The organism is Rufibacter sp. JT20002 (assembly GCF_056491185.1).
Genome location: NZ_JBSZJY010000002.1, coordinates 797780 through 822285, shown reverse-complemented (window position 1 = coordinate 822285; position 24506 = coordinate 797780). Strand labels below are relative to the sequence as shown.

The window sequence follows — 24506 nt, the reverse complement described above, 5'->3', positions numbered from 1 at the left end:
TTTCAGAAAAAGGCTTGTAAAACACGCCAGAACTTACCCGGAAGCTGTACCTTCGCTTCTGCAACTTAAAAGTACTATTTTCCCGCATGCGTAATTTCTTTTGTCTTTTATGGATTGGTTTAGGCTTGCTCTCTGCCTGCTCCCAGAAAACATCGGAAGAAAGAATGTTTAATCCCAGGCGAGTGGATAGCAGTGTACCTACCCAAATCCAAGAATTAAGTAGGGCTCTGGACCAAAGAAATCCCCAACCTGAGTGGTATGTGAAACGGGCCAAACTCTACCTGGCTTTGGAAAAAAACCAGCCTGCCTTTAAAGACCTGACAACCGCCACGGTGTTAAAGCCTTCTTTAGGCGAGGCCTATTTCTGGAAAGCCAAGATTTTGGTGGGAGGGAAGCAGTACCAAGAAGCCATGAAGATGATGATGCAGGCAAAAGAGTTTGACTTTTATGCCCCAGAATCAGAGGCAATCCTGGCAGAAACCTATGTGGGTTTAAAGCAATTTGACCGCGCCCTGAGTCACAGCAGCAAGGCCATCAAGTTAAGTCCAGGGGAAGCAAAGTACTACGTGTTGCTGGCCAAAGCACAGGCCGGTACTGGGGACACCGCACGCGCTTTATTTAACCTGAATCGGGCTTTGGTTAGAGATTCCCTGTCACTGACTGCTTTCAGAGAATTAAGCGCTATTTATACCGCCCGTGGTCTGTATGAGAATGCTATCCCAATGGTGCAGACCGGCGTTAGGAAACAACCCAAAGACGGGTTCTGGTGGCAGCAACTTGGGCAGTACTTTCTTAATTATAACCGCACCGATACAGCCTTGGCGTGTTTTAGTAGAGCCGTTAACCTGCAACCCGAAAAACCAGAAGGATACGCCGGGTTAGGAGAGGCTTGGTACAAGAAAAGACAGTACAGCACCGCCTTGCCCCAGTTGCTGAAAGCGCAGGAGTTGGGGCTTGCGCTTACCGAACATAACCGCTGGATTCTGGCTACCTGCCTGGAGTGGACGGGCCAGAAGGCAGCTGCCAGACCGCACTACGCAATTTTAATCAGAAAAAACCCGCAGAACCCACGCTATCGTGTAGCTTTGCAGAGAATCAGTAGGCCGGTAGCACCAAGACCAATTATGGACACATTGCAGTCGGTATCGGTTTTTTAGCTATTTTGCCGAAAACTAGGCTTAAAAGAAGAAGTTTATATCTTTATATATGATCAACATCACCTTACCAGACGGTTCGGTCCGTGAATACCAGGAAGGGGTAACCGGCATTGAGATTGCCGCCTCCATCAGTGAAGGATTAGCTCGTAACGTATTGGCCGTGAAAGTAAACGGTCAGGTGTGGGATTTAACTCGTCCTATCACCGAGAATGCCTCTATTCAGTTACTCACCTGGAACGATGACGAAGGGAAAGCAACCTATTGGCACTCCTCGGCCCACTTAATGGCCGAAGCTCTGGAAGCGCTTTACCCAGGGGTGAAACTTGGTATTGGTCCAGCCATTGAAAACGGCTTCTACTATGACATTGACTTAGGTGAAGGTAGAAACCTTTCCCAGGAAGATTTTCCGGCAATTGAGCAGAAGATGCTGGAACTGGCCCGCCAGAAAAGCGAATACGTTCGCCAGCCGGTAAGCAAAGCTGATGCGATTGCGTATTTCACTGAGAAAAATGACCCGTATAAGCTAGACCTGTTACAAGGTTTGGAAGACGGCTCCATTACGTTCTATACCCAAGGTAATTTCACCGACCTTTGCCGTGGGCCGCACATCCCGAACACCGGATTCATCAAAGCCGCTAAACTCATGAACGTGGCCGGTGCCTATTGGCGTGGGGACGAGAAGAGCAAGCAGTTGACCCGTGTGTACGCCATCACCTTCCCTAAGCAAAAAGAACTTACCGAGTACTTAGAGCGCCTGGAAGAAGCCAAAAGACGGGATCACCGGAAGTTAGGCCGCGAAATGGAATTGTTTGCTTTCTCTGAAAAGGTAGGCATGGGTTTACCGCTTTGGTTACCCAAAGGCACCTTGCTTCGGGAGCGTTTAGAGCAATTCATGCGCAAAGCCCAACAGCGTGCAGGTTACCAACCGGTAGTTACCCCGCATATTGGAAGCAAGGAATTGTACGTGACTTCTGGTCACTACGAGAAATACGGAGCAGACTCTTTTCAGCCTATCCGTACACCTAACGAGGGTGAGGAGTTCTTCCTGAAGCCCATGAACTGCCCGCACCATTGCGAGATCTACAAGACCCGTCCTAGGTCTTACAAAGAGTTGCCGGTGCGACTGGCGGAGTTCGGTACGGTGTACCGTTATGAGCAAAGCGGCGAGTTGCATGGTTTGACCCGCGTGCGCGGATTTACCCAAGACGATGCCCACATCTTCTGTCGCCCAGATCAAGTGAAAGAAGAGTTCACCAAGGTAATTGACTTGGTATTATATGTGTTCAGAGCCTTAGGTTTTGAAAACTATACTGCCCAGATCTCCCTACGTGATCCTGAGAACAAAGCCAAGTACATTGGTTCTGATGAACTCTGGGAGAAAGCAGAGCGTGCCATCATTGAAGCCGCTACTGAAAAAGGGTTACCAACTGTAACTGAGTTAGGCGAGGCTGCGTTTTATGGCCCAAAACTGGATTTCATGGTAAAAGATGCCCTCGGCCGTAAATGGCAGTTAGGTACCATTCAGGTGGATTACAACCTGCCTGAGCGTTTTGACCTGGAATACATTGGTGCTGATAACGAGAAGCACCGTCCGGTGATGATTCACCGGGCTCCTTTTGGTTCTTTGGAGCGTTTTGTGGCGGTTCTGATTGAGCACTGTGGTGGTAATTTCCCGCTATGGCTTAGCCCAGACCAGGTAGCTATTCTGCCTATTTCTGAAAAGTACCATGAATATGCCCACAAAGTAAATGAGCAACTCGCCGACCAGGACATCAGGGGTTACATTGATACCCGCGATGAGAAAATAGGTCGGAAAATCCGTGATGCCGAAGTGAGCAAAGTGCCTTACATGATCATTGTAGGGGAAAAAGAGCAGGAAAACGAGATTGTCTCTGTTCGGAAACACGGGCTTGGTGATATGGGTACTTTGCGGGTAGAAGCCTTTGTAGACAACTTCCGCGCGGTACTGGCAGAACTGCTTGGTTAAAAATATTTGGATAAAACTTTTATTATACAGGGAAAAAGGCGATATTCGCACCCTGATTGTGAAACCTTAAACTTTAGGAGGTACAACTATTTCTACGAATAACAAACGCTACGTGCCACGTGGCAAGGTCGAAGAACCTTATCGTATCAATCAGCGCATCACCGGCGTCCGTGACGTGCGGGTGGTAGGTGAGAACGTGGAGCCCGGTGTATACAGCATAGACCAAGCCCGTCGTCTTGCCCAGGAGCAAAACCTTGATTTGGTAGAGATTTCACCAAAAGCAGATCCGCCCGTTTGTCGTATTATTGATTACTCAAAATTCAAATACGAGCAAAAGAAGAAACAGCGGGAAATGAAGGCTAAAACCACGAAAGTGGTGATGAAGGAGATCAGGTTTGGTCCTAACACGGATGACCACGATTTCGAGTTCAAGCTGAAGCATGCCCGCCAGTTTTTGGCAGAAGGTGCAAAAGTGAAGGCGTATGTGCACTTTGTTGGCCGTACTATTGTCTTCAAAGAGCGTGGTGAATTACTTTTGCTTAAATTTGCCCAAGCACTGGAAGACGTAGCGAAAGTAGAGCAATTGCCCAAACTGGAAGGGAAGCGGATGTTTCTTTTCCTGGGACCAAAAGCGAAAAAATAACAGTACACTTTTATATACACCCAAATGCCAAAGATGAAAAGCAAATCAGGGGCTAAGAAGCGATTCACCCTGACAGGTACTGGCAAAGTAAAGCGTAAGCACGCTTTTAAAAGCCACATCCTGACCAAAAAGACCACCAAGCAGAAGAGAAATCTGACTCACACGGGACTGGTTAGCGAAGCTGATCAAGCCAATGTGTTGAGAATGCTTGCGTCTTAATCACATTCAATTTTTTCAATTGTTTCATCGGGAACTGGTAACTAAGAATTAAACCGAGATCACCAGCCCCAAAAAGAAGTAGAAATGCCTAGATCGGTCAATGTAGTGGCGGCCCGCCACAAGAGAAAGAGAATCATGAAAATGGCCAAAGGTTACTTTGGTCGTAGAAAAAACGTTTGGACAGTTGCCAAAAACGCGGTAGAAAAAGGTTTAGTGTATGCTTACCGCGATAGAAAAGCTAAGAAAAGAGACTTTCGTGCTCTTTGGATCCAGCGTATTAATGCTGCAGCCCGTATCAACGGTCTGTCTTACTCTCAGTTAATGGGCGGTTTGAAAAAAGCAAATATCAACCTGAACCGTAAAGTTTTGGCTGACCTAGCTTTGAACCATCCAGAAGCTTTCACCGGAATTGTTGAGAAAGTAAGATAAGCTTTCCTGCTCATAACTTTGAAAAGCCCAGCCTATGCTGGGCTTTTTTTGTGCCTTATACTCCGTGAGAATGCCTTCAAAAGGGTTCGATGCCCATTTTTAAAATGTACCCAAGAAATAGAAGCTTCTCCTTCAAGAAATAAGGCCATCCTAAAGCACCTACTTTAAACTACAGGGTAGAATTACCAAGGCTCTCCTATCAATGTAACGAGTAGGGTATAGGCAAGTTAAAGAAGTTCATAGAAATCGGACTCACAACTCTCCATGCTTGAAGTAAATAGGATAGTTAAACTTATCTCTTAAAGATTATGCAGCTTCTTTAGAGGCCATAGTTAAGCTCCTGCTCTTTTGAAATAGAGCGCTTCTCTTCCTAATTTAAGGAAGACACCTTTAGGTAGACCTCACCACAGCTTTCTTATTTACCTTGTTACATTTTTAGTCGCATCCTCAGAGAAGGAAGGTAATGGCTAAGTACTCCATTTATAAATATAGGTACATATATGTAAATACCTGAAAGTCAGGTTGTAAAGTTGTTCTTGTTTGCTTGATTCGCTTGTTATATAATGGTAATGTACAATATTGAAGCTATCAATAGGTAGTACTCTATTTTGCTTTTCTAATCTCGATCCTTTAAAAGTTCAAAAAGCTTCTAAATTCCTAGAAGAGAGATATGTTTTAAAGACAAATCAGAAGAATATTCGTTTGTGATACAAAGTTGTTTAAAAAATACTAAACCTTTTTTATAAGGTATTAAAATGTGATTTTTCATAAAATGGTTGAGAAAAAATATGTCTTTTTTTATAGTATAAGTACTAAATAAAGGGTAAAAACCTAATATTCAGCAAAGTGTATATTTGTATTGTGTCAACTTTGGTTTTTTAAGCTAAAAAATTAACATAGTTTTGACACATAGCCGCTATACAAATCTGCCTTTTACGTCCTAACCCTTTATTAGTTTTAACTTAAAAAAATGAAATTAGGTCTTTACGCATCCATTCTTACCCTTTCCCTCTTTTTAAGTTCACTTACAGTATTTTCACAGCAATCCACCGCTAATCAAAGTGTGAAACCTTATAATGAGGTATTCGGATTCGGCGCCAACATGGGTGCGTTTGGTAACGGCTGGAATGACAAAACTCTAGCCACCATAGTAAGTAAAGCCGGAGGAAACTCCTTGCGACCTACTTTGCCTGAAAGTTTTGTAGAACGTTGGGGCTATACCATCCGCTTAAATGAATTCAAGTACTACGCTGTTGATTTAGGCATGAAGGATGTGACCGTTTTCCTGGAAGGTCCTTCTGAAGCCCACCGTGACCTTACCACTTATCCGGGTAGCTCTTATTCCTCAAAGTCGTTCAAGAACTTGTATGAGCCCATCTGGCAATCTGATGGAACGGTAAACCCTAATAACTACTACGCCAATTACGTTTACAAACTGGTACAGACCTACGGGCCTTACGTTAAGAACTGGGAAGTGATTAATGAGCCAGATTTAGGATCAGCCAAACAATCGGAGTGGCTTACCCGGGCCCCTTTGCCGGCCGAGATGTCAAACTTCAGAGCACCTTTCTTTCATTACGTCCGGATGCTCCGCATTACATGGGAAGTGGTTAAGAAATACAACCCAGATGACTTTGTGACTCCTGGCGGAATTGGTCACGCTCCTTTCCTGGATGCTTTGATGCGCTATACTGACAACCCAAATGGGGGAGCTGTTACAAGTCAGTACCCAAACAAAGGCGGTGCTTATTTTGATGTGGTGAGTTACCACGTGTACCCAGCGCATTTTCTTCGCATATGGGACAACTCTATTGGTGGATTTAAATACCTGCGCAATTCAGATTATGCCGCTGCTCAGGTAATTAACCACAAAAACACTTTAGAGGCTGTTTTACTTAAATATGGCTATAACGGTGTTACCTATCCTAAAAAGCACTTCATCGTTACAGAAACCAACATCACCCGCCGTACAAATGACTGGCGCTATAGCTCAGATGAAATGCAGCGCAACTTCGGGATCAAAGCCATGGTATTGGCTCAAAAGAACGGGATCAAGCAAGTTCAGATCTATGGAGTGGGAGAGGCGATGAACGCCCCTGCGGTAGGAACCACCATCACCAGTGACTATTCTCTGATGGGTTTATATGAAAACCTCAAGCGGGATGCCTACGGATATGAAAAACTGACTCCGGTAGGAAAAGGGTTTAAAACTACTTCCTTGCTTATCAAAGGATATGCGTATGATGCAGGACGTACCGCTGCTTTAAACTTACCAGCTGCGGTCGAGGGCGGCGCTTTCGTGAAGAATGGAGAGTACGTGTATGTGCTTTGGGCTAAAAACCCGATTGACAAATCTGAGTCTTACTCACAGCCATATTCTTTCCCTGCAGGGCTGAACTTGTCTAAGGTGGATCGTTTTGAATGGGATTATGCTTTGACAGGCAAGAATACCCAACAACTGCCCACCAACCTTACATTGAATACAACTCCTTCCTTCTTTAAAGAAGTTGCTGGCACGGCTACCGTAGGGAAGCAGAACCAAACCATCACCTTCCCAGCAATCGGGACAAAAACATACAGCACAGAAGGCTTTGCCTTACAGGCCACTGCTTCTTCGGGTTTACCTGTAACCTATAGAGTTGTGTCAGGGCCTGCTATCTTAAGTGGAAGCACTCTTACTTTAACCGGAGTTGGAACAGTTAGTGTAGAAGCTACACAAGCCGGAAATACTAATTATAACGCCGCCACTGCGGTAAGCCAAAGTTTTACTGTCACAAAAGGTACTCCTATTATTACTTTCAACACCTTAACTGACAAAGTAGTTGGAAGTGAAGCTTTCGCTCTGGAAGCCACAAGCACCAACACGGGTACACCTATCTCTTTTACTTCTTCAAACCCAGCGGTAGTTTCCGTATCAAACTCCACGGGTAAATGGATGGCAACGGTAGTTTCTGCCGGTACAGCTAATATCACCGCTTCACAGGTAGCAAGTACTAATTATCTGGCAGCTGCCAACGTAGTTCGAGCTCAAAGGGTGTCTACTTCTTCTAGTTCCTCTGAAATCACCATCCCAACTACTCGTATTGAAGCAGAGAAATACACCAGTATGTACGGAGTGTATATAGAAGGATGCAAAGACGTAGGAGCAGGGTTTGATGTAGGTCGTATTGATGCCAATGACTGGATGAAGTACAGTGTTACGGTAAGCGCCGCAGGTACCTATACCATGAGTTTCAGAACCGCCGGAACCGCAGTAGGGCAGTTTGAGGTAAGAAACAGCAGCGGCGCCGTCCTGAAAACAGTAGATGTGGCTGCCACAGGCGGCTGGCAAACCTGGAAAACCACAACTACCCAGGTTCCTCTAAGTGCTGGTACCCAGACCATCCAAATTTACGTGAAAAAGTCTGGCTGGAATTTTAATTGGATTGAAATAGGCGGAACTGCCACTGTGACCCAAGCTTCTACCATCTCAGAAGGTGCTTTGTCTCCGTTAAATGAAAATGCATTCACACAGCGCTGGACGGTGTACCCAAATCCAACTACTGACAGAGTTCAGGTCCGTATTGGCCAGGATGTTGCCGGGCCAGTGATTATTGACGTGATGGATGCCTCAGGTAGAACCATCTCCGGGTTTACCGTAAATAAATCTACAGAAGAGGTCATTCAAACTGTTCCATTGGAAAATGTAACCAGCGGTATATACTTTATCCGTCTTAGAGGAAATAGAATTAATGAGGTCAAAAAAGTGATCAAGCAATAGACAATTTATATTTGAAAGATGTTTTAAGGTTATTTTAAGAAAACAACTTAAAAACCTATTTCAGTAATAAAAAAGGCCGGAGCATTCGCTTCGGCCTTTTTTATTACTGCCAATTACTCCTGTATAGAGTAAAGTCTATTTTATATTTAATTTTTTTCTTTCTTTTATTTTTTAAAGTAGGAATGGGGATGTACAATTAAAAAAATGGCATCTCCTAATTATAATATATCTAAAGTATACTTCTACTGTCATGAACTATAAATAAGTATGATTGTAGAAAGAAGTATTAAATTCTTACACAAAGGATTAAATCTTAAGTGCCTAAGCTTTATTTATCCCATCAATCCATTATATAGGGGTTTTATTAATTATGGTTTCGTTTTGGAAACAATAGGTTTAGTTATAATAAACTACTATTGAAGGTTTTGCATTTGACAGTTTAAGGAGTGTATATTTGTTGGGCATAGCTTACAAAATAATTTTAAATACCCCTAAAAAATGTAAAGTAAAATAATAAAGTTGACAATTATTGATAAGTGAACTGTTCTTTCTTGAGAAATAGAACTTGAGTTTATATAAGTTTTTATTAAAAATAAATTAAATTGGGAGTTAGATCAAGCCTCATATTGAATTGGTTGAATAAAATAAATTTTGCGATTAGTCTTTTTATGAATGTTAATTAAACAACTTAAAAGTTTCCGTTGGAGAGAACTGAATAGAAAGTTTAAAAAGGTTTAGCAAGCGATTAAAGATTGTGAAAGGAGCTTAGTAAAAAAAAATCTTGAGTGCTACTACAAGTGGTTTTTACCCGTTTTGAGAAAGACTGGCCGTAAATGCAAAAAGCCTCCAGAATTTTACTTCTGAAGGCTTTGATTGTGTTGGTAGCGGGGAGCAGAATCGAACTGCCGACCTTAGGGTTATGAATCCTACGCTCTAACCATCTGAGCTACCCCGCCGAATTGTGGTGCAAATGTAGGGGAAAGATTTATAACCACACAAGTTTTTTTGTATAAAATATTTTCCTTTAATTGAGAACATATCCGCCCTCTACCTTTACTACACCCTATTACCTATTTAGCTTTATTGTCCTATGAGTAAAATAAAGTTCGTAAGAGAGTACTCTCTCAATGCATCGCCAAAGATGCTGTACCCTTACCTGAGTACTGCGTCTGGCTTGGCTCAGTGGTTGTGTGATGCCGCCAAACAGATTGGTGAACGTAAGTATAACCTAGTTTGGGACAACCAGGACCACATAGCTGAAATGACCAGCCACCGGATGAACAAATCGGTTAGATTCACTTTCCCGGGCACAAACAAAGGGAATGGCCATGACTACAGCTACATTGACTTTTCCATTGAATCTGGGGAGCTGACTCAGGAACAATTCTTGCGCATCGTAGATTATACAGATGTGGGAGACGTTGAACAACTAACCGAGCTCTGGGACAATCAGGTATTGACTTTGCGTGAGTTGATTGGGGGATAGTCCGCCTTTCCGCCGCTTTTTGTAAATTTGACCACTATTCCTTCTGGATATGGTCTTGCCTACCTAGGCCGGTGCTGAAGGAAGCGGTAGCATTACATGAAAAAATTAGATAAACTTATTCTTAAGTCCTTCATAGGACCTTTTGTACTCACTTTTGCCGTTGTAGAGTTCATCTTACTCTTACAGGTGATCTTGAAATATCTAGATGACTTGATAGGTAAAGATTTAGGGGTAGCCGTAATTACGGAGCTGTTGTTTTACTTCAGCCTAAACTTGGCACCCATGGCTTTTCCACTGGCTATTCTGCTTTCGTCCTTGATGACGTTCGGGAACCTGGGCGAACACCATGAACTAACGGCTATTAAAACCTCAGGCATTTCGCTGGTAAGAGCCCTGCGGCCCGTGTTCTTGTTTGCGGTTATTCTAACCGTGGCTGCCTTCTTTTTCCATAACACCATTGTGCCCAAGGCTAACCTCAAAGCCTATAGCCTCATGTGGGACATCCGGCAGAAGAAACCTTCCTTGGATTTGAAAGAAGGATCATTCTACAACGGGTTGCCAAACCGAAGTATCAGGGTAGGAAAAAAGTTTGAGGATGGCCAGACGCTGAAGGACATCATGATCTATGACCATTCCAACGGTCAAGGGAACGCCGTGGTTATGTTAGCGGATTCCGGGAAAATGTACACCCAGTTCAATGATCAGTATTTGGTATTGGAGATGTTCAACGGTAAAACTTTCGCGGAGGAAAGAACCAGCAGCTCTAACGGGTTTGGTCAGACCACGGGTTATTTGCGGCAGGCTTTCACTAAAAACAAGATAGTGGTGAACCTGTCTTCCTTCCAGATGATCCGCAGCAATTCTCAGTGGTTTGCTGATAACAAGATGATGAAGAACATCAACCAGTTAACCCAAGTTACTGACTCTTTACAGAAGCAAATCCAAAAAGAAACTACGCTGTTGGAGCCCAATGTGCGGCCATTTTACACCCATTTTTCTACCTTAAAAAGCAGTGACACCCTCAAGATCAAGGTAAAGCCCCAAGTCATTTCACCAAAAATAACTTTGCCAGATGTTCAGGCGGCCGCCAACGCCGCCCGAAACGTGAAAAGCTTTACCAGTTCCTATGCTTCCCGGCTGACCACCATCCAGCGGGAGCGGAACAACTATGAGATTGAAATTTACCGGAAGTTTACCCAGGCGTTTGCCTGCTTTATCATGTTCCTGATTGGAGCGCCACTGGGGGCCATCATCCGGAAGGGTGGTTTAGGGATGCCAGTGATCATATCCATTGCCTTCTTTATCGTGTACTACGTGCTCAGTATCCTGGGTGAGAAGTGGGGCAGGGAAGGGGTTTCTCCCGTAGTGGTAGGGATGTGGGCCGCTAATATGATTTTGCTACCCATCGGGCTTTTCTTCCTGTACCAGGCCCGCAATGACTCTAACCTGTTGGAATTTGACTTCTGGAGAAAATTAACGGCCAGATTTAAACAGACCAAAGCGCAGTAAAAGAAATAACCTTGTTATATCAGAGCAAAATATTTGAATATTAGGGTTTGATTGCTATCTTTGCGCCTTATAATCTGAACTGCGATAAAAAGAAAAGTACAGTTACACGCAATGAAATTAACTACCGAAGCGAAAAAAGAAATCTTCCAAACCAGCGGTTTTTCAAAGTCAGCCACCGATACCGGTTCTGCTGAATCACAGATCGCCTTGTTTACTGCCCGGATTAATCACCTGACAGAACACCTAAAGACGAACAAAAAAGACTTCTCCACTCGTTTGGGTCTTTTGAAACTTGTTGGTAAGAGAAGAAGATTACTGAATTACCTTACTAAAACCGACATTACGCGTTACCGCGCTATCATCGCTGAGTTAGGCATTCGTAAATAATCCACATAGAAAGATTAGGGAATTCAGAAACAGGATTCCCTAATCTTTTTTATTGCCTCTGCTTTCCCTTCTTGCTCTTAGCGCCCAAGGCTCTCTGCCTCTGGGTGCCTTTTACTTTGATTGCATCTTATATCAAGAACGATGTCGTATAACGCAATAAATAAAACCATCCACATGGCCAATGGCCGTGATATTACTATTGAGACCGGCAAGCTTGCCAAACAAGCTGACGGGTCTGTTGTGGTAAGATGCGGAAATGCCATGTTGCTGGCTACCGTGGTGTCTAACATTGGCGCCCGCGAAGGAGTTGATTTCCTTCCCCTTTCTGTTGATTACCAAGAAAAGTTTGCCTCTTCGGGTAAAATCCCGGGCGGTTTCCTGAAAAGAGAAGCGCGCCTTTCTGACTACGAGATCCTGATCAGCCGTTTGGTAGACCGAATTCTGCGGCCTATGTTCCCGGATGATTATCATTCCGAGACCCAGGTGATCATCAACCTGATCTCTGCTGACGCAGAAGTATTACCAGATGCGCTGGCTGCTTTAGCTGCTTCTGCTGCCATCTCGGTTTCTGATATTCCTTTTAACGGACCAATTTCTGAGGTGCGTGTGGCCCGGATTGATGGCCAGTTCCAAATTAACCCCTTGCTTTCTGACCTGAAGCGTGCGGACATCGACCTAATTGTAGGTGGTTCTGCTGACAGCGTAGCCATGGTGGAAGGCGAAATGAGCGAGGTGTCTGAAGAAGACATGTTGGAAGCCATCAGAGTGGCCCACGAAGCTATCAAGGTTCAAGTACAGGCTCAAGTTGAATTGGCGCAGGAGGTTGGGAATACCACCAAGCGTGAGTACAGCCACGAGACCAATGACCTCGAATTGAGGGATAAGATCTTCCAAGCGGTGTATGACAAAGCGTATCAGGTTGCCGCCGCCGGTAACAACGTGAAAGCACAGCGTAAAGAAGCTTTCAAGGCCATCAAAGAAGAATTTGTGGCTTCTTTACCAGAAGACCATACCTATGATAGCACTTTGATTGGAAAATACTTCCATGATGCGGAAAAAGAAGCCGTTCGTGATGCCGTTCTGAAAGAGCGCCGTCGTTTAGATGGACGTGCTTTGGATGAAATTCGCCCTATCTGGTCAGAGGTGAATTACTTGCCTTCTGCCCACGGTTCAGCCGTATTCACCCGTGGTGAGACCCAGTCGTTGACTACCGTTACCTTAGGTACTAAATTAGACGAGCAGATGATTGATGGTGCCATGTTCTCTGGCTACAACAAATTCATGCTGCACTACAACTTCCCTCCGTTCTCTACCGGTGAAGCCAAGCCAATGCGCGGAACTGGTCGTCGTGAGGTAGGTCACGGTAACCTGGCCATGCGGTCTCTGAAGAAAGTATTGCCCCCGGAAGACGAGAACCCATACACCATCCGTATCGTGTCTGATATCCTGGAGTCTAACGGTTCTTCTTCTATGGCAACCGTTTGCGCCGGTACACTGGCCTTGATGGATGCTGGTATCCAGATCTCTGCTCCGGTTTCAGGTATTGCCATGGGCTTGATCATGGACGAGGAGTCTGGCAACTTTGCCGTTCTTTCAGACATCTTGGGTGATGAAGATCACTTGGGTGACATGGACTTTAAAGTAACGGGTACCGCTAAAGGTATCACCGCTTGCCAGATGGACATCAAGGTGAAAGGTCTTTCCTTTGAGATTCTGGGCCAAGCGTTGGCTCAAGCCAGAAATGGTCGTCTGCATATCCTAGGCGAGATGAACAAGACCATCGCGCAACCTAACGCAGACTTCAAACCGCATACTCCACGTTCTCAGAACATCATCATTGATAAAGAATTCATTGGTGCGATTATTGGACCAGGTGGAAAAGTAATCCAGCAGATCCAGCGTGATTCTGGTGCGGTTATCCAGATTGAAGAGAAAAACGACAAAGGCTACGTGAACGTGTTCGCTACGAACCAGGAGGCCATGCAAATGGCGGTTTCCAAGATCAAAGCCATTGTTGCCGTTCCGGAGGTAGGAGACACCTACACCGGTAAAGTAAAATCTATCCAGCCTTACGGGGCTTTTGTGGAGTTCATGCCAGGCAAAGACGGTCTGTTGCACATCTCTGAAGTGAAATGGGAGCGTTTGGAAAGCATGGAAGGTGTGCTGGAACTAGGAGAGGAAATCCAGGTGAAACTGGTGGACATCGATCCTAAGACCGGTAAGTTCAAGCTTTCCCGTAAGGCCTTGTTGCCAAAGCCTGAGCGACCAGAATCGGCTCCTAAACAAGCGTAAGTTATTTACATCAGTAACCCGGCCAAACATGTCCCCTAAGCGGACGTGCGTGGCCGGGTTTTGGGGTTGATAAATGAAAACAGGCCTGAAACCGCATAAGTTAACAGGTGTTTTCATTTAAAGAGAACTTTTGGAGCGGGGGAGAGTGTTATCCCAGCAGCCAACCAATACAGAGATTTACACAGATAGAAATACACTCCAATGAGACAGCTGAAAATAAGCAAGCAGATTACCAACCGTGAAAGCCAGTCCCTGGATAAATACTTGCAGGAGATTGGAAAGGTGGACTTGCTCACCCCAGACGAGGAGGTAACGCTTGCCCAGCGCATCAGAGAAGGTGACCAGTTCGCCCTCGAAAAATTAACTAAAGCCAACTTGCGCTTCGTGGTGTCAGTGGCGAAGCAATACCAGAACCAAGGACTTTCCCTTGGTGATTTGATCAACGAAGGAAACTTAGGTTTGATTAAAGCCGCTAAGCGTTTTGACGAGACCCGAGGTTTCAAATTCATTTCTTACGCCGTTTGGTGGATCCGTCAATCTATTCTGCAGGCTTTGGCCGAGCAGTCTCGTATTGTACGTCTTCCTTTGAACCGGGTAGGTTCTTTGAACAAGATCTCCAAGTCTTTCTCAGAACTGGAGCAGAAGTTTGAGCGTGAGCCATCACCAGAAGAGATTGCCGAAGTACTGGAACTGACTACCGCCGAGGTAGTAGATACCCTGAAAATCTCCGGTCGTCACGTGTCCGTGGATGCTCCCTTCGTACAAGGTGAGGAAAACCGTTTATTGGACGTTTTGGAAAACGAAGACGAAGAGTCTCCAGACACCGGCTTGATGAACGACTCTTTGCGCAAAGAAGTACAGCGTGCCCTTTCTACTTTAACAAAACGTGAAGCCGATGTGATCACTCTTTACTTTGGATTGAACGGGGAGCACTCCCTTACCTTGGAAGAAATTGGTGAGAAGTTTAACCTGACCCGCGAGCGTGTGCGTCAGATTAAAGAGAAAGCCATCCGTCGTTTACGTCACACTTCCCGCAGCAAGGCCTTAAAACCTTATTTGGGATAAGTTTACCTTTATTTCTCAAAGCCTTGGTTTCCTTAGAAGCCAAGGCTTTTTGCTTTTAAGAACTCCCAGTTTTTGAACCTGCTGCTTACAGGCTATTTTCCTGAAAACACCTTTAAAGGAGCAGGTTAAACCATTCCAAATGCTGGTTGTCTAAAGAATGTTTTAGCTACTAAGAATTGTTCTTGGCTGCAATTTGTTCTATTCTAAAGGCGCTAGAGACAGGTGAATCGTGTTTTAGGCTTGAAATTTAACTATTTATGCCAAACAACTTTCTTAATGGCCATGGAGGGTACCAGCTCACCTGCCAGTGTCTTTAAAATAATTCGTAATATTGCACTCCCAAATTATAACCTGATATGGAAAACCAAAAGGAGCGCGTAAAGTGTTTGATCATAGGTTCCGGCCCGGCCGGGTATACCGCCGCTATTTACGCCTCACGTGCCGGTTTAAAGCCGGTCATGTACCAAGGCTTACAGCCTGGTGGTCAGTTGACCATTACCAACGACGTTGAAAATTATCCTGGATACCCTTCTGGCATCAATGGTCCCCAAATGATGGAAGATTTCCGTCAGCAAGCGGCTAAGTTCGGAACGGATATCCGCTACGGCATTGCCACCTCAGTAGACTTCTCTGGTAAGCCCCATAAAGTAACCATTGACGAGCAGAAAGAAATAGAAGCCGACACGGTGATCATTGCCACCGGAGCTTCCGCTAAATGGCTGGGTTTGGAGTCCGAATCTAGGCTGAACGGAAGTGGGGTTTCTGCCTGTGCCGTGTGTGACGGGTTCTTCTACCGTGGCCAGGAAGTGGCTATTGTAGGGGCGGGTGATACCGCTTGTGAAGAGGCCCATTACCTTTCAAACCTATGCTCCAAAGTGTACATGATTGTGCGCCGTGATGAGATGAAGGCTTCTATTATCATGCAGAACCGCGTGAAGCATACCCCTAACATTGAAATCCTTTGGAACAGTGTTACTGAGGAAATCCTTGGGGAACATGGGGTGGAAGGTGCCCGCTTGAGAAACACGGTGACCGGTGAGACCTCAGATATCAAGGTAAGCGGTTTCTTTGTGGCCATCGGCCATGAGCCCAACTCCAAGATTTTCCAGTCTTACCTGGAGCACGATGAGAGCGGCTACCTTAAAACAATCCCGGGTACGTCTAAAACGAACGTTGATGGGGTTTTTGCCTGTGGAGATGTACAGGACAATGTATACCGCCAGGCAATTACCGCAGCCGGAACCGGTTGTATGGCCGCCTTGGATGCGGAACGATATCTAGCTTCGCTGGAGGATTAAATCATGGAAGAACAAGCCTCTATCAGTTGCAAAGGCAATAAAATAGGGGCTTGTTCAGTTTTAAAGCCGGACCTAAAACAAACTTTAGTTTTGGTGATTAATTGCAATAAATGTTTTTAAGAAAGCTCCTTTTCTTTCTGCTGTTTGCCTGCCTGACTCTGACGGGTCATCTGGCGGAGGCTCAGAGGAAAAGAACCAATAAAGACTTATTCAGAAGGAAGGCTCCCAAGATTAAGTACGTAAAGCCTAACGCCGCGGCTCCGGTGAAGCAGGAGACCTTGCAGGACAAGGATACACCCAACCGAGGGGAGTTTACCCCGGTAAAGAAGTTGTCCATAGTAAGCGAAGACACCAGTTCTTTGAATCTGGGGGAGCAAAGCATTGTAGAGATGTCTGAGCAGATCCAGATGGATGACAGCGCTTGGGTAAAGATTGCGGCCTATTACGCCATCTGGGACACGCATAACCTGAACCCTTACCGGAAAGATGGTCGCAAGATCCAGGACACTATCGCCCTTACCTTATACGACAAACGGCACAACTACAAAATGCCGCTGGTAAAAACCCCGGTTACCTCTGATTTCGGTTTTAGAGGTTACCGTTGGCATTATGGTACCGATTTGGACCTGGATACCGGAGATTCGGTGAAAACTGCCTTTGATGGCGTTATCCGTATCTCTAAGTGGGACGGTGGTGGCTACGGTAATTACCTGGTGGTGCGGCACGTGAACGGTCTGGAAACGGTGTACGGTCACTTGAGTAAGCCTATTGCTAAAGTAGGGCAATATGTGAAAGCGGGTGAGTTGATAGGTTGGGGCGGAAGCACCGGACGCAGTTCGGGGCCGCACCTACATTATGAAGTTCGGTATGAGGGGAACCCGATAGACCCTGAGGAGCTCTACGATTTTCCGGAGTACCTGCTGAAAGGCGAGAATTTCAAGATCACCTCCGCCCTGTTCAATTACTACAACAAAGCCAAGAGAACTTCTAGCTCTTCTTCCGCCAGCCGAGCCAGAAGGGCTGTATACCATAAAGTTAGAAGCGGAGAAGTATTAGGGTCTATTGCCCGGAAGTATGGGGTGCCTGTTTCCCAGATTACCCGCCTTAACAACATCACCACCAGAACAACCCTCAAATTAGGGCGAAACCTCCGCATTAAATAACCTTTATCATGAAGCTTGACTTACTGGCTTTTGCCTCCCATCCAGATGACGCCGAGCTTGGTTGCGTAGGTACGTTACTCGTCCACAAAGCTTTGGGTAAAAAGGTTGGGGTGGTAGACCTTACCCGAGGGGAGTTAGGTACTCGCGGAACTCCTCAAACCCGAGCGCAGGAAGCGGCTGATTCCGCAAAGATTTTGCAATTGGATGCCCGCGAAAACCTGGGCTTAGCTGATGGATTCTTCCGGAACGATGAAGCGCATCAACGAATCGTAATCCAGGCAATTAGGAAATACAGACCTGAGATAGTCTTAATGAACGCCATCCACGACCGGCACCCCGACCACGGGCGCGGAAGCCAGTTGGTATCGGAGGCTTGTTTTTATTCCGGCTTGCGGCAAATCAAAACTCAGGGTCAGAATGGGCAAGAACAAGAGGCCTGGCGTCCAAAGGCTGTGTACCACTACATCCAAGACCGTTTCATTTCGCCTGATTTGGTGGTAGACATCACGCCTTTCTGGGACAAAAAGGTAGCAGCCATTAGGGCTTTTAAAACCCAGTTCTTTACTCAGGAAAGCGCTGATAGCCCTGAGCCTGCCACTTACATTTCTTCTCCCGAGTTTCTACGTTTTATAGAGGCACGCGCCTTGGAACTTGGACATGCTATTGGTACCACTTACGGGGAAGGTTTCACCAGAGAACGTTTCATTGGCGTTCCCAACCTGTTTGACCTCTTATAATGAACATGATTTACTAAAAGCTGAATTTGTAAAAACAGGCTTGAAGTAGCATTTTCCTTTTCAGTTTTAAAAAGCAAAAGCCCAGTTATTGAACTGGGCTTTTGCTTTTTAAAACTGTTTTATAGACTATTTTCTTAAAAGAGCCATAAAACAGGAAGTTTACTTTGATCTGTTCTTCCTCCAGTCAGACATGGTGCCTTTGGCGGAGGTTGTTGTAGAAGCAGCAGCAGAAACAGTGGTTTTCTTGGTTTGTCCAGCAAACATAGCTGCCAGTACTGCGGCAATTGCTTCTTCGTCCTTAGATGGAGCAGGTTTCAAAACAGATGGATCTTTGAAGTACCGCTCAATGAACTTAGTGTCAAAATCCCCGGACCGGAACGCCTCATGCTCCATCACAAACTTCCCGAAGGGCAAGGTGGTTTCTATTCCGGTGATCTGGTATTCTTCAATAGCCCTGATCATTTTCTCAATGGCTTCTTGCCGGTCTTTTCCAAAGGTGACCAGTTTGGCAATCATCGGGTCATAATAGATCGGGATCTCCATGCCTTCTTCAAAGCCGTCGTCTACTCGTACGCCAAGGCCTTGGGGGCGCTTGTAGGTAGTCAAGGTTCCAATGTCTGGCAGGAAGTTATTGGTGGGATCCTCGGCATACACGCGTAACTCTAAGGCATGACCGCTGATGGTGAGATCTTCCTGGGAAAAGGAGAGAGGCGCTCCCTGGGCTATCTTAATTTGTTCTTTGACTAAGTCCAATCCGGTGATTTGCTCCGTTACAGGGTGTTCTACTTGCAGACGGGTATTCATTTCAAGGAAGAAGAAGTTCATGTTCTCATCCAGCAGAAACTCTACCGTGCCCGCGCCTACGTAGTCACAGGCTTTGGCTACGTTCACGGCGCAGCGGCCCATCTCGGCCCGCAGCTCTGGGGTAAGCACCGCGGAGGGGGCCTCTTCTATTACTTTCTGGTGCCGGCGCTGGATAGAGCATTCCCGCTCAAACAGGTGTACAATGTTGCCGTGGGTATCACCTAGGACCTGTATCTCAATGTGGCGTGGTGACCCAATGTACTTCTCAATAAACACCGCCCCGTTTCCGAAAGCGGAAGTAGCTTCACTCACCGCTAGTTGCATCTGCTGTTCGAAATCAGCGACGCGTTCCACCACCCGCATGCCTTTTCCGCCGCCGCCGGCACTTGCTTTGATGAGGATAGGGAACCCGATGTTGGTGGCGATCACCTTGGCTTCTTCCAGGTCGGTGATGGCGTACTCAGTTCCGGGCACCATGGGGATGTTATACTTGGCTACTGCGGATTTAGCGGCCAGTTTACTACCCATCAACTCAATGGCTTCAGGGGAGGGGCCGATAAAGGTGATACCGGCATCTTCTACTTGCTGGGCAAAGGTGGCGTTCTCTGAAAGGAAACCGTACCCCGGGTGAATGGCATCTACGCCTAATTGTCTGCAAACATCCAGGATCACCTCGCCGCGCAGGTAAGAAGCACTGGAAGCGGGCGGTCCTACACATACGGCTTCGTCAGCGTACCGTACGTGCAACGCCTGGCGGTCGGCCTCAGAATAAATAGCTACCGTTTTAATGCCCATTTCCCGGGCAGAACGCATTATTCGTAAGGCAATTTCTCCGCGGTTGGCTACCAGCAGCTTTTCAATTTTTTTCATGTAGGCAAGTACTTTGGGTTCGTTCTTCAAAGAAAGTTGATTCCGCCCAAAGTTAAAAGGCGAATTTGCGCTTCCAAACTGGCACTACCTTTGTATTTGATCACAATCAATGTAAATTTGCCTACCTTTTAGGTTTCTAATTTTTGATCAACGAGGGTTGTTTCACGGCCTTCACATCATTAACCGCCTTAACATTATCTAAAGTGGATCTATTTGAAAAGTTATTAGCCAACCGCGGACCGCTTGGCAGCCATTCTCACTATGCGCACGGATATTTTACGTTTCCTAAACTAGAGGGCGAAATTGCTCCCCGGATGACCTTTAGGGGAAAACAAGTCCTTACCTGGAGCTTGAACAACTACCTGGGTTTGGCTAACCACCCGGAGGTTCGTAAGGCCGATGCTGACGCTGCCGCAGAGTATGGAATGGCTTTACCAATGGGTGCCCGCATTATGTCTGGTAACTCAAATAACCACGAGCGTTTAGAGCGTGAATTGGCGGACTTTGTGCAAAAAGAAGACGCGTTCCTATTGAACTTCGGGTACCAGGGCGTAGTGTCCATCATTGATGCTTTAGTAGATCGCCACGATGTGATTGTGTACGATGCCGAGTCGCACGCCTGTATCATTGACGGCGTTCGTCTGCACCAGGGCAAACGTTTTGTGTACCAGCACAACAACATAGAAAGCCTGGAGAAGCAACTGCAGCGTGCCACCCGGTTAACGAATGAAACAGGCGGCGGTATTCTCGTGATCACCGAAGGTGTTTTCGGGATGAGCGGTAACCTAGGTAAACTGCAGGAAGTAGTAGCCTTGAAAGAGAAATACAGCTTCCGTCTGTTCATTGATGATGCACACGGTTTCGGAACCATGGGTAAAACCGGGGCCGGTACAGGCGAGTTCTTAGGTGTTCAGGACGGTATTGACGTTTATTTCTCTACTTTTGCTAAATCAATGGCCAGCATTGGCGCGTTTGTAGCCAGCAATGAGCAAGTGATTGAGTACCTGCGCTACAACATGCGTTCCCAGACCTATGCTAAGTCTCTGCCGATGACGTTGGTAGTGGGAGCTTTGAAGCGTCTTGAGTTGCTTCGTACCAAACCAGAGTTGAAAGACAACTTGTGGACAGTGGTTAATGCCCTGCAGTCTGGATTGCGTGAGAAAGGCTTTAACATCGGTACCACGCAGTCGCCAGTTACGCCTGTGTTGCTGAACGGACAAATACCTGATGCTACGGCACTTACGTTGGATTTACGCGAGAACTACAACATCTTCTGCTCTATTGTAGTGTACCCAGTTGTACCAAAAGACGTGATTATGTTACGCCTTATCCCAACGGCGGCGCACACCTTGGAAGATGTAGCAGAAACCATTGCTGCCTTCGAAGCTATCTCCGCAAAGTTGGATAAAGGACTTTATACTAAAACGCCCGTAACTGTCTAAAATCGTACTTCAGTAATAAAATAATACAAACCTTTATTTTTTTTGCAACTTATTATAAAATTCCTATATTAGAGCCATTAAACGTAATGTCAAACCATTTAAACAAGCTCTAATGAACAATTTTTCCAAACTTAAGGATCTGGTTCTTTCTCTGGAAGCCGATTTTGAGAAATTCTATGACAAAAAGAACTCAGCTGCCGGTACTCGTGTAAGAAAAGGCATGCAGGATCTGAAAAACATGGCTCAGGATATCCGTAAGGAAGTTCAGGACATGAAAAACAGCGAAGGCGCTGCCAAATAGTAAGTTGCTCTGAAAGAAGATATTATCAAAAAGGTGGGTGTAAAAGCCCACCTTTTTTCATGCAGGGTACTCAAAAGAGAAAGCCCCCGGCTTAAGAGTTGCTTTTCAGAAAGCGGTTCCTAAACCAGGGGCTTTTATTTTGTACTATAGGGGTAAAAGAACCCCTGAATTACTGAACCTTTACCAGGTAGTAATTCTTCTTTCCTTTTTGTACCACCAGGTACTTGCCTTGCAGTAGATCTTGGGAGAGCGCCTCGTCAGGTTTGCCTACTTTCTGCCGGTTTATGCTCACACCCCCGTTCTGGATCATTTTTTTCGCCTCGCCCTTTGAATCAAATATCTGGTTTTGGGTAAGCTCAGAAAGGAAGTCCACGGAAAGCGTGCCGGCAGGCAGTTGTTCTTTGGATACCTCTATTTGCGGAACGCCCTCAAAAACTGCCAATAAGGTTGCCTCTGGCAGGTTGCGTAAGGTTTCCAGGTCGCCTTTCCCGAAAAGGATCTGCGAAGCTTCCACGGCACTTTCGTATTCTTCCGCAGAGTGAACCGTGGTGGTTACTTCTTTGGCCAATGCTTTCTGCAACACGCGCAGGTGAGGAGCTTGCTGGTGCTCGGCCACCAATGCTTCAATCTCTTCCTGAGAAAGCAATGTAAAGCGTTTCACCAATTTCTCGGCTTCTTCATCGGCTACGTTGAGCCAGAATTGGTAAAACTTATAAGGCGAGGTCATGTTAGGGTCCAGCCAAACGTTGCCGCTCTCTGATTTCCCGAACTTGCTGCCATCGGCTTTGGTCACTAGCGGGGTGGTAAGGGCGAAAGCCTTTCCACCTTCCATGCGGCGGATGAGTTCTGTGCCTGAGGTAATATTGCCCCATTGGTCAGAACCACCCATCTGCAGTTTCACGTTCTTGTGCTTGTAAAGGTGGTAATAATCGTAGCCTTGTAGCAATTGGTAAGAGAACTCAGTGAAGGAAAGGCCCTCCGCGCCGTTTTCGCCTTCCTGGGCCGTGATCCGCTTCTGCACCGATTCCTTCTTCATCATGTAGTTCACCGTGAGGTGCTTGCCTACGTTGCGGAGGAAATCTAGGAACGAAAACTCTTTGAACCAGTCATAATTGTTCACGATCTCAGCGGCATTCTCCACTCCCTCAAACTTCAGGAATTTCTCCAGTTGTTTTCTGATGCCTTCCTGGTTCGCGCGCAGTACCTCCTCAGACAACAGGTTCCGCTCTGCCGATTTCCCGGAAGGGTCCCCGATCATTCCGGTGGCGCCGCCCACCAAAGCAATTGGTTTGTGGCCTGACCGTTGCAGGTGCACCAATAACATAATGGTGGCTAGGTTGCCTATGTGGAGTGAGGAGGCTGTAGGGTCAAAACCTATATAGCCGGTGGTCATGCCTGCGTTCAGTTGTTCTTCTGTGCCGGGCATGGTGTCTTGCAACATGCCGCGCCAACGCAGTTCTTCAATTAAATTCATGTGGCTTCAATTTTACGTGAGCCAAAGATACACATCTTTTAAAATGAATAGGAGGTGAGTATTGCCCAGGATGGCTCAGACTTTTATTTTCCATTTGCTACCTGTTTTCTCTAGAACAGCCCCTAAATGGTTTCCGCAGATTTTGTTGTAAAGCATAGTGGATTCGTTTCAGGTCTGTGGTAAATTGCGTTCTCATTTCGTTTTACTTCCCATCCAAGATCTGTTCATGGCGCTTACCGCAGACGACATCCTAAAGCAACTGAAGAACCGCGAATTCGCGCCCGTCTATTTCCTGCAGGGCGATGAACCGTACTACATTGACCTGATCTCTGATTACATTGAGCAGCACGCCTTGAATGACATGGAGAAGGGGTTCAACCAAGTGGTTATGTACGGAAAGGATACCGATGTGCCCACGGTATTGCTGCAGGCCAAACGGTTCCCGATGATGTCTGACAAGCAGGTGGTGATTGTGAAGGAGGCTCAGAACCTGCCCAATCTGGAAGCCGACCCAGAGAAAGACCCAGCCGCCAAACAACTGGAAGCCTACCTGACCAACCCGCTGCCTTCTACTATTCTGGTTTTCTGCCACAAGCACAAAACCGTTGATGGACGCAAGCGTTTAGGCAAGCTTTTGTCAAAACAGGCGGTTTTTTTGACCACCAAGAAACTCTATGACAACCAGGTGCCCGGCTGGATCAACCAGTTCATCAAAGGCAAGAACCTGATGGCCACCCCGCAAGCGGTCATGATGCTGGGCGAATTTATTGGGTCAGACCTGTCCCGTTTATCCAATGAAATTGAGAAACTGGCCATCAACCTAAAACCGGGGCAAACCATAGATGAGCGCCTTGTGCAGGAGAACATTGGCATCAGTAAAGAATATAACATTTTTGAACTCCAGAATGCCTTGGTACGGCAGGATGTGCTCAAAGCCAACCGCATCTTAAACTATTTCGAATCGAACCCCAAGGATAATCCGCTGATCCCTAACCTGGTACTGCTGTTCTCCTTCTATTCTAAATTAATGACCCTGCACCTGTTGCCGCAGATTACAGAGCAGGCAGTAGCCAAAGAACTAGGGAACCGCGGATTCTTGGCAAAAGAGTATTTACAGGCCCTAAGAGTGTACCCTTACCGACGGGTGTTGCAGATCATCGGGTTCATTCATAAAGCCGATCTGCAAAGCAAAGGCATTGAGGGAGGGGCCATGTCAGATGCCGCTATTCTGAAGGAGTTAGTGTTTAAGATGCTGCACCCGGTTCCGGTACTTGCCTAGTTTTCGTTTTGAGGCGAGTTTACTTAGAGGGCCCTTAAAACAGGAATTTTTGTAGGCGGCTTGTATGCTAAAACTACTATATTATCGTTCGGACGAAGAGGCGGTTCTGTAAATTAAGCTGTCGCTTCCCCGCATTTTTTCTAATTTTGAAGGACAGGCCCGTCTTGTTGGAGCAAAGCAGAACTGTTTTCTCCTGTACGGCGG

General features: G+C 46.1%; 19 protein-coding genes and 1 tRNA gene. 17 read left to right on the top strand and 3 right to left on the bottom strand.

The window, feature by feature from the left end; translation table 11 throughout:
* Positions 1-182: 182 nt before the first annotated feature.
* The 6 genes from ACW9SV_RS12945 to ACW9SV_RS12920 all read left to right on the top strand — a co-directional run bounded on the left by ACW9SV_RS12945 (position 183) and on the right by ACW9SV_RS12920 (position 8195).
* Complete coding sequence (locus ACW9SV_RS12945) at positions 183-1157, top strand: tetratricopeptide repeat protein (protein ID WP_479557186.1); 975 nt, start codon at positions 183-185, stop codon at positions 1155-1157.
* Between the two features lie 49 nt (positions 1158-1206).
* Positions 1207-3144 (top strand): threonine--tRNA ligase, encoded by a 1938-nt coding sequence (gene thrS, locus ACW9SV_RS12940; RefSeq protein WP_479557185.1) that lies wholly within the window; start codon positions 1207-1209, stop codon positions 3142-3144.
* A 112-nt stretch (positions 3145-3256) separates the two neighbouring features.
* Positions 3257-3787 (top strand): translation initiation factor IF-3, encoded by a 531-nt coding sequence (gene infC, locus ACW9SV_RS12935; RefSeq protein ID WP_479557184.1) that lies wholly within the window; start codon positions 3257-3259, stop codon positions 3785-3787.
* Positions 3788-3811: 24 nt separating this feature from the next.
* On the top strand, positions 3812-4006 hold the full coding sequence (rpmI, locus tag ACW9SV_RS12930) for a 50S ribosomal protein L35 (protein ID WP_062545238.1): 195 nt from the start codon (positions 3812-3814) through the stop codon (positions 4004-4006).
* Between the two features lie 84 nt (positions 4007-4090).
* The gene (gene rplT, locus ACW9SV_RS12925; protein ID WP_479557183.1) at positions 4091-4435 is read left to right on the top strand and encodes a 50S ribosomal protein L20; all 345 of its coding nucleotides are present in this window, start codon (positions 4091-4093) and stop codon (positions 4433-4435) included.
* Between the two features lie 1063 nt (positions 4436-5498).
* Entirely contained in the window at positions 5499-8195 is a 2697-nt protein-coding gene (locus tag ACW9SV_RS12920; protein WP_479557182.1) for a carbohydrate-binding protein, read from the top strand.
* Positions 8196-9074: 879 nt separating this feature from the next.
* Here ACW9SV_RS12920 and ACW9SV_RS12915 read toward each other — a convergent pair.
* Positions 9075-9151 (bottom strand) — tRNA-Met (locus tag ACW9SV_RS12915).
* Between the two features lie 134 nt (positions 9152-9285).
* Here ACW9SV_RS12915 and ACW9SV_RS12910 point away from each other — a divergent pair.
* From ACW9SV_RS12910 to bshB1, 8 genes are all read left to right on the top strand, one after another.
* Positions 9286-9681 carry an START-like domain-containing protein gene (locus ACW9SV_RS12910; protein WP_479557181.1) on the top strand — a complete coding sequence of 132 codons (396 nt, stop codon included), beginning with the start codon at positions 9286-9288 and terminating at the stop codon, positions 9679-9681.
* Between the two features lie 96 nt (positions 9682-9777).
* A complete protein-coding gene (locus ACW9SV_RS12905; protein ID WP_479557180.1) occupies positions 9778-11190 on the top strand; it encodes an LptF/LptG family permease in 1413 nt (470 codons plus the stop codon).
* A 111-nt stretch (positions 11191-11301) separates the two neighbouring features.
* Positions 11302-11577, top strand: a complete 276-nt coding sequence (rpsO, locus tag ACW9SV_RS12900; protein WP_479557179.1) for a 30S ribosomal protein S15 — start codon at positions 11302-11304, stop codon at positions 11575-11577.
* Positions 11578-11718: 141 nt separating this feature from the next.
* Positions 11719-13869 (top strand): polyribonucleotide nucleotidyltransferase, encoded by a 2151-nt coding sequence (pnp, locus tag ACW9SV_RS12895; protein ID WP_479557178.1) that lies wholly within the window; start codon positions 11719-11721, stop codon positions 13867-13869.
* Between the two features lie 201 nt (positions 13870-14070).
* Positions 14071-14934 carry a sigma-70 family RNA polymerase sigma factor gene (locus tag ACW9SV_RS12890; protein WP_048920485.1) on the top strand — a complete coding sequence of 288 codons (864 nt, stop codon included), beginning with the start codon at positions 14071-14073 and terminating at the stop codon, positions 14932-14934.
* A 356-nt stretch (positions 14935-15290) separates the two neighbouring features.
* Entirely contained in the window at positions 15291-16232 is a 942-nt protein-coding gene (gene trxB, locus ACW9SV_RS12885; RefSeq protein WP_479557177.1) for a thioredoxin-disulfide reductase, read from the top strand.
* Positions 16233-16342: 110 nt separating this feature from the next.
* A complete protein-coding gene (locus tag ACW9SV_RS12880; RefSeq protein WP_479557176.1) occupies positions 16343-17395 on the top strand; it encodes a peptidoglycan DD-metalloendopeptidase family protein in 1053 nt (350 codons plus the stop codon).
* An 8-nt stretch (positions 17396-17403) separates the two neighbouring features.
* The gene (bshB1, locus tag ACW9SV_RS12875; RefSeq protein ID WP_479557175.1) at positions 17404-18132 is read left to right on the top strand and encodes a bacillithiol biosynthesis deacetylase BshB1; all 729 of its coding nucleotides are present in this window, start codon (positions 17404-17406) and stop codon (positions 18130-18132) included.
* Positions 18133-18291: 159 nt separating this feature from the next.
* Here bshB1 and accC read toward each other — a convergent pair whose 3' ends face one another.
* Positions 18292-19806 carry an acetyl-CoA carboxylase biotin carboxylase subunit gene (gene accC / locus ACW9SV_RS12870; RefSeq protein ID WP_479557174.1) on the bottom strand — a complete coding sequence of 505 codons (1515 nt, stop codon included), beginning with the start codon at positions 19804-19806 and terminating at the stop codon, positions 18292-18294.
* A gap of 203 nt (positions 19807-20009) precedes the next feature.
* On the opposite strand from accC, the gene ACW9SV_RS12865 reads away from it, so the two are divergent.
* Together ACW9SV_RS12865 and ACW9SV_RS12860 are read left to right on the top strand one after the other, a co-directional pair.
* Complete coding sequence (locus ACW9SV_RS12865) at positions 20010-21248, top strand: aminotransferase class I/II-fold pyridoxal phosphate-dependent enzyme (protein WP_479557173.1); 1239 nt, start codon at positions 20010-20012, stop codon at positions 21246-21248.
* A 112-nt stretch (positions 21249-21360) separates the two neighbouring features.
* Entirely contained in the window at positions 21361-21549 is a 189-nt protein-coding gene (locus ACW9SV_RS12860) for a histone H1 (protein ID WP_210464970.1), read from the top strand.
* A gap of 169 nt (positions 21550-21718) precedes the next feature.
* Here ACW9SV_RS12860 and tyrS read toward each other — a convergent pair whose 3' ends face one another.
* Positions 21719-23023, bottom strand: coding sequence for a tyrosine--tRNA ligase (tyrS, locus tag ACW9SV_RS12855; protein ID WP_479557172.1), 1305 nt, complete (start codon positions 23021-23023; stop codon positions 21719-21721).
* Positions 23024-23249: 226 nt separating this feature from the next.
* Here tyrS and holA point away from each other — a divergent pair, with 226 nt between their 5' ends.
* A complete protein-coding gene (holA, locus tag ACW9SV_RS12850) occupies positions 23250-24302 on the top strand; it encodes a DNA polymerase III subunit delta (protein WP_479557171.1) in 1053 nt (350 codons plus the stop codon).
* Positions 24303-24506 lie beyond the last annotated feature (204 nt).